Raw genomic sequence first — 9,410 nt, forward strand, 5'->3', positions numbered from 1 at the left:
CACCAGGGGGTGAACGGTTTCGACTCCGATCGTTGATCGAGGTGAAGCGTGCCGAGGAAGACGACGATGATCTCGTTAACCATGCGTCGTAACAAAATAAGTGCCGACAACAGTCGCACTGCCCCGCAGAGCGCTTTCGCGCTCGCTGCCTGATAAACAGGTAGGGGCTGTCGGGCCGGAGGCGTCCCCGCTCCGGATCCCGGCATCATTAAGGGGACTCACCGCGCGGCTCGGCCACGGGGCCGCGTGGGACATCGAACAGTGGCTGGGATCGTCACACCGGCTTGTTCGCGTGACCGGTGGATCCGAGTAGAGGCTCAGCGGACTGCGCACGGAGAAGCCCTCGTGAACCGACGGAGGACCCGGGTTCGATTCCCGGCACCTCCACCCTTGAAGTTCCACAGCAGGAACCGACACCGACGGGGCCGTATCCGCCACACAGGCGGGTGCGGCCCCGTCGTCGTGTGGGCGGTCCCGTGCCTGCCGCTCGCCGATCCGGACGATCTTCCTTCCGCCGATCGTTGCACGATGAAACTGTGCATTGCTAACGTCGTGCGGCGTCGAGAGGGAGAGGTGTCGCGAACCGATGACCACCACCGAGGTCCCGCAGGAGACCAGCACGTCGTACCCGATGACCCGGGAGTGCCCCTACCGCCCGGCCGCCGAGCTGGGACGGCTGCAGGCCGAGGAGCCGATCACCCGGGCAAGGATCTGGGACGGCAGCACACCCTGGCTGCTCACCCGCTACGCCGACGTGCGCTCGGTGCTGGCCGACCCGCGGTTCAGCTCGGACCCCTACCGCGACGGCTATCCGACCGTCGCCGCGTCCCGCAAGATGCGCCAGGACCGCCAGCGCCCGTCGTTCATCTTCATGGACGACCCGGACCACGCCCGCCTGCGCAAGATGCTGATCGGCGAGTTCACCGTCCGCCGGATCGAGACACTGCGCCCGCTGATCGAGCAGACGGTCATCGAGCTGCTCGACGCGATGGAGGCGGGCCCGCGCGAGACCGGGAGCAGGCTTGCCGGAACAAGCATGAGCACCGACCTCGTGCAGGCGTTCGCGCTGCCGCTGCCGTCGCTGGTGATCTGCCACCTGCTCGGCGTCCCGTACTCCGACCACGCGTTCTTCCAGGAGCAGAGCCACGCCCTGCTCGACCTCACCTCCGGCGAGGACACGGTCTTCGGGGCACTCGACGCGCTGCAGGGCTACCTCGACGATCTCGCCGAGACCAGGCGGAGGAACCCGGCCGACGACCTGATCTCCCGCCTCGGTGCCCGGGTGGACGCCGGCGAGCTGGAGCCCTCCGAGGTCAGCGCCATGGCGTTCCTGCTGCTGGTGGCCGGGCACGAGACGACCGCGAACATGATCGGTCTCGGCACGCTGACCCTGCTCCACCACCCCGACCAGGCCGCGCTCGTGCGCGACGGCGACACCGCCACGGTGCGCTCCGCGGTGGAGGAGCTGCTCCGGGTGCTCACCGTCACCCACCTCGGTCGGCGCCGGGTGGCGCTCACCGACGTGGAGGTCGACGGCACGCTGATCCGCGCCGGGGAGGGCGTCATCCTGGCCGCCGAGGCCGCCAACCGGGACCCGGAGAAGTACTCCGACCCGGACGACCTCGACGTCACGCGCGGCACGAACCAGCACGTCGCCTTCGGGTTCGGGATCCACCAGTGCCTGGGTCAGCCGCTGGCCCGGATCGAGCTGCAGATCGCCTACCCGGCCCTGCTGCGCCGCTTCCCGGACCTGCGGGTCACGGTGCCCGACTCGGAGATCAGGTTCCGCGACCAGATGGCCGTGTACGGCGTGCACGAGCTGCCGGTGGCATTCTGATGGGTATGAAGGTGACGGTCGACAAGGACATGTGCATCGGCGCCGGACAGTGCGTGGTCACCGCTCCGGACGTCTTCGACCAGGACGACGACGGCTTCGTCGAGGTCCTGAACGAGTCCCCGGGGGAGGGCGACGCGGAGGCTGTCCGGGACGCGGCGCACGTCTGCCCGGCCCGGGTCATCACGGTCGAGGAGTAGCCCCGCACCGAGGGGCCGCCCTCAGGCCGCGCTGACGCCGATCAGCATGCCGACCAGGTAGGTGGCACCGGCCGCGATCGCGCCGAACATCAGCTGGCGCAGCGCGGCCGCCCACCAGGTCCGGGTGGTGAACCGGGACGTCAGAGCCCCGGCGGCGAGCAACCCTGCGCCGCCGACCGCGAGGCCGAGCCACAGCGACGAGAACCCCAGCAGGAACGACGCCAGCGGGACCAGCCCGCCGACGGCGAACGCCGCGAACGACGACGTCGCGGCCGTCCACGGCGAGGGCTTGTCGTCGATGCTGACCCCCAGCTCCTGGGTGATGTGCACCCGCAGGGCCAGGTCCGGGTCGGCGTGCACCTCGCGTGCCACCGCCTCGGCGGTCGGTCCGCTCAGCCCCATCTGTTCATACATCCGGGTCAGCTCGAGCTGCTCCGCGTGCGGGTGCACGCGCAGCTCGCGGCGTTCCACGTCGGCCTCGGCGTCCACCGCCTCGTTCTGGGTGCCGACCGAGGCGAACTCGCCCAGCGCCATCGAGAACGCCCCCGCGACGACCCCGGCCAGCCCGGTCAGGACGATCAGTGCCCGGTCCGCGCCGCCCCCGCCGACGCCCGCGACGAGCGCGATCGTGGTGACCAGGCCGTCCATCGCCCCGAACGTGGCCGCGCGCAGCCAGCCGCCGGAGATGTCGCGGTGATGGTGGTCCCGGTCGTGCTCGGCCATTTCCGCGTCGAATCCGGGGTCGGTCATGGCGATCACCCTAGGCCGCGTGACCTGCGGTTGTGCAGGCCCGGGAATCCCGGTCGGGCCGCGCCGTCCGAGGGTCGGTCGTGTCGCGGGCCCGGGCCGCGGCCCACAGACTGGTCCGATGTCGGAACCTCCGCTGTGGCTCTTCGGCGACCAGCTCGGACGGCACGTGTACGACACCGAGGAGTTCGCCGGCCGCGAGATCGTCCTCGTCGAGTCGTCCGGGGCGCTGGGCCGTAAACCGTTCCACCGCCAGAAGCTGCACCTGATGCTCTCCGGCATGCGCCATCTCGCCGACGAGCTGGGCGACCGGGTCACGTACCTGCGGACCCGGACCTACCGGGAAGCGCTGGAGAAGCTCGGGCGCCCGGTCGTGGTGCACCAGCCGACGTCGTTCCCGGCCTCGGACCTGGTACGGCGGTTCCGGGCCGAGGGCCTGGTCACCGAGGTCCGGCCGAACCCGTCGTTCGCGCTGTCGAAGGACGGGTTCGACGAGTGGGCCGGTGACCGGGAGACGTTCCGGATGGAGGATTTCTACCGCTCCCAGCGCGAGCGTTTCGACGTCCTGATGGACGGCGACGCACCCGTCGGCGGGCGCTGGAACCTCGACGCCGACAACCGCGAGCCGCCGCCGAAGGGGCAGCGCACGCTCGACGTGCCGGGCCCGTGGGAGCCGACCGAGGACGCGATCGACGAGAGGGTCCGCGCGGACCTCGACGCCGCCGGGTATCCGACCGTCGGGGTGGACGGGCCGCGCCGCTTCGCCGTCACCCACGACGAGGCGAGCGCGGCCCTGGCGCACTTCGTCGAGCACCGCCTGGACACGTTCGGCCCGTACGAGGACGCGGTCATGGAGCAGGACTGGGCGATGGCGCACTCGCTGCTCTCGGTCCCGCTCAACCACGGCGTGCTGCACCCGCTCGACGCCGTGCACGCCGCCGAGCAGGCCTACCGCGACGGGACGGCCGGGCTGGCCAGCGTCGAGGGGTTCGTCCGGCAGGTGCTGGGCTGGCGCGAGTACGTCTGGCAGCTCTACTGGCGTTTCGGCCGTGGCTACACGCGCCGCAACGCCCTGCGCGCGCACACTCCGTTGCCGGACTGGTGGACCTCGCTCGACGCCGACGCCGTCACCGCGAAGTGCCTCTCGACCGCGCTGGAGGGCGTCCGCGACCGCGGCTGGGTGCACCACATCCCGCGGCTGATGATCCTGGGCAACCACGCGGCGCAGCGCGGGTACGTCCCGGCCGAGCTCAACGACTGGTTCGCCACCTCGTTCGTCGACGGGTTCGCGTGGGTGATGCCGCCGAACGTGGTCGGGATGAGCCAGCACGCCGACGCCGGCGCGATGGCGACCAAGCCGTACTCCGCGGGCGGGGCCTACCTGAACCGGATGACCGACCACTGCCGAGGCTGCGCGTTCGACCCGAAGGTCCGGGTGGGGGAGAGGGCGTGCCCGTTCACCGCCGGGTACTGGCAGTGGGTGCACCGCCACCGGGAGCTGCTGGCCGGTAACCACCGCACCGCCCGCGCGGTGGCGACGATGAACCGTCTGGGCGACCTCGACGCGGTGCTCGAGCAGGAGTCGGCCCGCGAGGAGTTCTAGCCGATCGCTAGGCTCGGCCGGGTGAACCGCGCACGGATGCTCGACGTCGTGGGCACGCTCGTGCGTCTCGGGCTGGCCGCGATCTGGCTGGTGTCCGGCGCGGTGAAGGTCGTCGACCCGATCGGGACCACGGTCGCGGTGGACGCCTACGACGTGCTGCCGGGCACCGTGGCGCCGGTCGTGGCGGCGGTGCTGCCGATCTTCGAGCTGGCGCTGGGTGCGTTGCTGCTCGTCGGGGCCGGAACACGCGCGGCCGCCGTGGTGTCGGCGCTGCTGCTCCTGGTGTTCCTGGCCGGCCTCGGCCAGGCGTGGGCGCGCGGGCCCTCGATCGACTGCGGCTGCTTCGGCGGCGGCGGTGCGGTCGCGCCGGGCGAGGAGGCCTACGGCACCGAGCTGGTCCGTGACCTGGGCTTCCTGGCGCTCGCCGGGTGGCTGACGGTCCGGCCCCGCACCCGGTTCGCGCTGGACCGGCGCTGGGACCGCGGGGACGGGGACGAGCCCGGTGACGGGGACGAGCCCGGTGACGGGGACGACGGCGGGCACGGCGACGGATCGATGACCGAGGGCCGGTCCGCACCGGCCGGAGCAGGGAGGAACCCGCGATGAGTTCACGGAGCGAGCGCGAGCGGCGCGAGGCGGCGCAGGCGCGGCTCTCGGCCGCGGGGATCACGCCCACCAAGGCCAAGGGCGGTGGCGGCGGAGGCAGGCAGGGGCTGGTGATCGCCGCCGTCATCCTCGTCGTCGCCGTGGTGGCGGGGCTGTTCGTCTACTTCTCCCAGCCGAGCTCCACCGGTGACGCCGCGGCGGTCGCGCCGACCTACACCGCGGCGCGGACGGGCACCGTGGTCATGGCGGGCGCACCGACCGCGCCGGTCACCGTGGACGTCTACGAGGACTACCTCTGCCCGGCCTGCCAGCAGTTCGAGCGGATCTACGGCGACGAGATCACCACCGCCCTCAACCAGGGCAAGGTCAAGGTCAACTACCACGGGATCGCGATCCTGGACCGGGCCAGCGAGCCGCAGGGCTACTCCACCCTGGCCGGTAGCGCGGCCCTGTGCGCCGCCGACGCCGGGATCTGGCCTGCGTTCCACAGCCGGTTGTTCGCCGAGCAGCCGGCCGAGGGCGGGCCGGGCAAGACGGCCCAGGAGCTGGCCGCCATCGGCCAGCAGATGGGGGCGCAGGGCGACTTCGCGGGCTGCGTGAACGCCAACGCCGACGCCGCCGCGATCGCGCAGGCGACGAACGACGCGGCCGGGAACGAGGCCGTGGCGCCGGGCGGCAGCTTCGGCACCCCGACCGTCCTGCTCAACGGCACCAAGATCGAGATCAACGACCAGGACTGGCTCAGCCGCGCGATCGGCGCCTGAGCACTCCGGTCGCGCTCAGCGGTCCACCCGCACGGTGAACCGCGGCAGGAACCACTGGACCAGCGGACCGACGCCCAGCGCGTAGGCGACCGTCACGATGCCGAACGTGCCGCCGAGCAGCCAGCCGATGAGCACCACCGTCACCTCGATCGAGGTCCGGACCAGCCGCACCGACCACCCCGTGCGCGCCGCGAGCCCGGTCATCAGCCCGTCCCGGGGCCCGGGCCCCAGGCCGACGCCGATGTAGGCCGCCGTCGCCGCGGCGTTGAGCACGATCCCGGCGACCGCGAAGCCGATCCGCCACCCGAGTCCCCCCGACTCGAGCACAGCCGACGTCGGCAGCACGGCCAGCGCGACGTCCACCGCGACGCCGATCACCACGATGTTCGCGACCGTCCCGATCCCCGGCCGCTCCCGCAGCGGGACCCAGACCAGCAGCACGACCACGCCGAGCACGACCGTGGTCGTCCCGATCGTCAACCCGCTGCGCAGCGCGACGCCCTGGTGCAGCACGTCCCACGGCATCGCGCCCAGCCCGGCGCGCAGCATCAGGGCCATCGAGAACGCGTAGGCCACCAGGCCCACGACGAGCTGGGTCAGTCGCCGCGCGCGCCGGGGCATCCGCAGAGACCAGCGGGTCGTTCCGTCGATCGTCACGAAATGGCATGCTGCCTGAGAAGGTGGCGTGATGTCGTCGGTCCAATCGGGAGGAAGTGGCCTTGATCAGGAACGGCGACGGGCACGGGATCGGCGCCGCGCGGCTGGCCGGGCTGCTCGGTGACGTCCGGGCCGGGCGTGGCCCGGCGTACCGGACGCTGGCCGCGGCCGTCCGGGTGCTGGTCGACGACGGCCGGCTGCCGTCCGGGACCCGGCTTCCCGCCGAGCGCGCCCTGGCCGCCGAGCTGGCGCTGAGCCGGGTCACCGTCACCCACGCCTACCGGGACCTGCGCTCCGCGGGCTGGGCCGACGCGCGTCAGGGCTCCGGCACCTGGGTCCGGCTCCCGGACGGCCCCCTGCGTCCCGACGGTGCATGGGTACCCGCCCCCGTCCGCGGCGGGGTCATCGACCTGACGCACGCCGCGCCGCCGGCTCCGCAGGCGATGTCGGCCCTGCTGCGTCGGGCGATGGAACGCCTCGACGCCGAGCTGGCCGGGCACGGGTACGGCCCGGACGGGCTCCCCGCGCTGCGCGAGCGGGTCGCGGCCCGCTTCACCGCCCGCGGGCTGCCCACCGACCCGGACCAGATCGTGGTGACCAGCGGGGCGCTGCACGCGATCGGCACCGCACTCGGCGAGCTCGCCGGGCCCGGGGACCGGGTGCTCGTCGAGAACCCGACCTACCCCGCCGTGCTGGACCTCATCGACGACGTCCGCGCCCTCCCGGTCCCGGTGGCCCTGGACCGGGAGCCGGTGCAGACGGCGTTGCCGCGCGCCGCCCGGCAGACCGCAGCCCGCGTCGCCTACCTGATGGCCGACTTCCAGAACCCGACCGGCGTGCTGCTCGACGACGACGCCCGGGCCCGTCTGATGCTCCGGCTGGCCCGCCAGGGGGTCGTCGCGATCGTCGACGAGACGTTCGTCGACCTCGACCTGCGCGACGGCGGCATCGCTGCGCCGACGGCACCCGGGCCCCGGCCGTGCGCCGCGTACGCCCCGCGCGACGACGACGTCGTCACCGTAGGAGGGATCAGCAAGATCGCCTGGGGTGGCCTGCGGCTGGGCTGGATGCGGACCGCACGCGAACCGGCCGCCCGGATGCGTCGCCGGCTCGCCCGCGCGCAGATCTCGCCGCCGATCCTGGAACAGCTGATCGGCGTCGAGGTCCTCGACGCGCTGGACGACCTGCGCGCCGAGCGGATCGGGCCGTTGCGCGCACAGCGCGACCGTCTGGTCGCCGAGGTCGGGGCCGAGTTCCCGGACTGGCGGGTGCAGGTCCCGGACGGCGGGTTGATGCTCTGGTACGACCTGCGTACGGAGATGTCCACGGCGCTCTCGGCGGTCGCCCCACGGCACGGGCTGAGCCTCGCGCCCGGCCCGCGGTTCGGTCCCGGGCGGGCGTTCGAGGACCGGTTGCGACTGCCGTTCACCCACCCCGAGCCGGTGCTGGCCGAGGCGGTGCGACGGCTGCGCCGGGCCGTCGACGACGTCGGCGCGGGCCCCGTCCCGGAAGCCCGCGCCGATCTCGTCGTCTAGCGCGGCCGCGCGGGGTCAGACGATCAGGTCGAGGAGCAGCACGAACACCAGGCCGAACACCGAGATCAGCGTCTCCATGATCGACCAGGTCCGGATGTTCTGCCCCACGGTCAGCCCGAAGTACTCCTTGACCAGCCAGAACCCGGCGTCGTTGACGTGTGAGAAGAACAGCGATCCGGACCCGATGGCCAGCACCAGCAGCGAGGTCTGAGTCGGGTCGAGGGTGGACAGCAGTGGCACCAGGATCCCGGCCGCGGTCACCGTCGCGACCGTCGCGGAGCCGGTGGCCAGCCGGATCGCGACCGCCACCAGCCATCCCAGCAGCAGCACCGAGATGCCCGCGCCGGTGGCCCAGTCGGCGATCAGCTGCCCGATCCCGGTGTCGACCAGGGTCTGCTTGAACCCGCCGCCCGCGGCGACGATCAGCACGATGCCGGCGATCGCCGGGAGCGCGTTCTCCAGCGTCCTCGACACCGCCCGCACGCCCATCGCGGCGCCGCGGCCGAGCGTGAACGCCGCGACCAGTACCGAGATCAGCAGCGCGACGAGCGGGGTGCCGACGAAGTCCAGCGCCGTGCGGACCCCCGTGCCCTCGGACGCGAGCAGGTCGGCGACGGCCTTGGCCATCATCAGCGCGACCGGCAGCAGCACCGTGGCCAGCGTGACCCCGAAGCCCGGGCGGGGAGCCTGCGCGGTGTCCCCGTCGGCCCCGGCCCCACCGCCGGAGCCCGTTCCGGTGCGTACCGCGGTCGAGCCCGCCTCCGCCATCTCCTCGCGCCCGGAGAACAGCGCGGGCGGCTCGACGTCGACCCAGCGGGCGGCGAACCGGGCGAACACCGGCCCGGACAGGGCGATCACCGGGATCGCGACGACGACGCCGAGCAGCAGCGTGATGCCCAGGTCGGCGTCCAGCACGCCGATCGCGGCCAGCGGCCCGGGGTGCGGCGGCACCAGGCCGTGCATGGCCGAGAGCCCGGCCAGCGCCGGGATCCCGACCGCGATCACCGAGACCTGCGCGCGCCGGGCCACCAGGAAGATCACCGGCATCAGCATCACGAGGCCGATCTCGAAGAACATCGGCAACCCGATCAGCGCGCCGACACCGGCCATCGCCCACGGCAGGGTCCGCGGCCCCGACTTCCCGACGATCGTGTCCACCAGCCGGTCCGCGCCTCCGGAGTCGGCGAGCAGCTTGCCGAACATGGCCCCGAGCGCGATCAGCGTGCCGACGCTCGCCGCGGTGTCGCCGAACCCCGTGGTGAAGCTCTCCACGGCGTCGTCCATCGCCTGGCCCGCGACGGCGGCGACCAGCAGCGAGCCGATCGTCAGGGCCAGGAACGGGTGCAGCGAGAACCGGGTGATCAGCAGGACGAGGGCCGCGATGCCGACCAGCGCGGCGACGACCAGGCGTCCGCCGGACGCGGCGGGCGCGACGGCCTCGGCCGCCAGCAGAACGGTGTGCAC

General features: G+C 72.9%; 9 protein-coding genes and 1 other RNA gene. 7 read left to right on the top strand and 3 right to left on the bottom strand.

All coding sequences use genetic code 11. The annotated features are described in order from the left end of the window. Window positions 1-5: 5 nt before the first annotated feature. The 3 genes from ssrA to I4I78_RS06105 all read left to right on the top strand — a co-directional run bounded on the left by ssrA (window position 6) and on the right by I4I78_RS06105 (window position 2,034). Window positions 6-390, top strand: a transfer-messenger RNA (tmRNA) gene (gene ssrA / locus I4I78_RS06095). 196 nt (window positions 391-586) lie between these two features. Next, a complete protein-coding gene (locus I4I78_RS06100; protein ID WP_218610204.1) occupies window positions 587-1,837 on the top strand; it encodes a cytochrome P450 in 1,251 nt (416 codons plus the stop codon). 5 nt (window positions 1,838-1,842) lie between these two features. Continuing rightward, a complete protein-coding gene (locus tag I4I78_RS06105) occupies window positions 1,843-2,034 on the top strand; it encodes a ferredoxin (protein ID WP_218610205.1) in 192 nt (63 codons plus the stop codon). A 21-nt stretch (window positions 2,035-2,055) separates the two neighbouring features. Here I4I78_RS06105 and I4I78_RS06110 read toward each other — a convergent pair whose 3' ends face one another. Continuing rightward, window positions 2,056-2,784, bottom strand: coding sequence for a VIT1/CCC1 transporter family protein (locus I4I78_RS06110; RefSeq protein ID WP_218610206.1), 729 nt, complete (start codon window positions 2,782-2,784; stop codon window positions 2,056-2,058). 118 nt (window positions 2,785-2,902) lie between these two features. Here I4I78_RS06110 and I4I78_RS06115 point away from each other — a divergent pair, with 118 nt between their 5' ends. From I4I78_RS06115 to I4I78_RS06125, 3 genes are read left to right on the top strand one after another with little or no spacing between them, the layout of a single operon-like run. Next, window positions 2,903-4,384, top strand: a complete 1,482-nt coding sequence (locus I4I78_RS06115) for a cryptochrome/photolyase family protein (RefSeq protein WP_218610207.1) — start codon at window positions 2,903-2,905, stop codon at window positions 4,382-4,384. Window positions 4,385-4,405: 21 nt separating this feature from the next. Then, the gene (locus I4I78_RS06120) at window positions 4,406-4,990 is read left to right on the top strand and encodes a MauE/DoxX family redox-associated membrane protein (RefSeq protein WP_374225846.1); all 585 of its coding nucleotides are present in this window, start codon (window positions 4,406-4,408) and stop codon (window positions 4,988-4,990) included. Next, a complete protein-coding gene (locus tag I4I78_RS06125; RefSeq protein ID WP_218610208.1) occupies window positions 4,987-5,754 on the top strand; it encodes a thioredoxin domain-containing protein in 768 nt (255 codons plus the stop codon). The genes I4I78_RS06120 and I4I78_RS06125 overlap by 4 nt, the downstream gene beginning before the upstream one ends. Before the next feature lie 15 nt (window positions 5,755-5,769). On the opposite strand, the gene I4I78_RS06130 is transcribed toward I4I78_RS06125, so the two are convergent. Then, window positions 5,770-6,375: a YitT family protein gene (locus tag I4I78_RS06130; protein WP_218610214.1), complete on the bottom strand. Its 606-nt coding sequence runs from the start codon at window positions 6,373-6,375 to the stop codon at window positions 5,770-5,772. 98 nt (window positions 6,376-6,473) lie between these two features. Between I4I78_RS06130 and I4I78_RS06135 the strand changes: the two genes are divergently transcribed. Next, window positions 6,474-7,946 carry a PLP-dependent aminotransferase family protein gene (locus I4I78_RS06135; RefSeq protein WP_218610209.1) on the top strand — a complete coding sequence of 491 codons (1,473 nt, stop codon included), beginning with the start codon at window positions 6,474-6,476 and terminating at the stop codon, window positions 7,944-7,946. A gap of 15 nt (window positions 7,947-7,961) precedes the next feature. Here I4I78_RS06135 and I4I78_RS06140 read toward each other — a convergent pair whose 3' ends face one another. Then, window positions 7,962-9,398, bottom strand: a complete 1,437-nt coding sequence (locus I4I78_RS06140; RefSeq protein ID WP_374225847.1) for a gluconate:H+ symporter — start codon at window positions 9,396-9,398, stop codon at window positions 7,962-7,964. Between the last annotated feature and the right edge of the window lie 12 nt (window positions 9,399-9,410).

The organism is Pseudonocardia sp. KRD291 (assembly GCF_019263595.1).
Classification (GTDB): Bacteria; Actinomycetota; Actinomycetes; order Mycobacteriales; family Pseudonocardiaceae; genus Pseudonocardia.

What these genes read in the sequence shown, in the direction of transcription:
- I4I78_RS06125 (WP_218610208.1), top strand. Translation starts at nt 4,987, where the DNA reads ATGAGTTCACGGAGCGAGCGCGAGCGGCGCGAGGCGGCGCAGGCGCGG.
- I4I78_RS06100 (WP_218610204.1), top strand. Translation starts at nt 587, where the DNA reads ATGACCACCACCGAGGTCCCGCAGGAGACCAGCACGTCGTACCCGATG.
- I4I78_RS06110 (WP_218610206.1), bottom strand. Translation starts at nt 2,784, where the DNA reads ATGACCGACCCCGGATTCGACGCGGAAATGGCCGAGCACGACCGGGAC.
- I4I78_RS06130 (WP_218610214.1), bottom strand. Translation starts at nt 6,375, where the DNA reads ATGCCCCGGCGCGCGCGGCGACTGACCCAGCTCGTCGTGGGCCTGGTG.
- I4I78_RS06105 (WP_218610205.1), top strand. Translation starts at nt 1,843, where the DNA reads ATGAAGGTGACGGTCGACAAGGACATGTGCATCGGCGCCGGACAGTGC.
- I4I78_RS06115 (WP_218610207.1), top strand. Translation starts at nt 2,903, where the DNA reads ATGTCGGAACCTCCGCTGTGGCTCTTCGGCGACCAGCTCGGACGGCAC.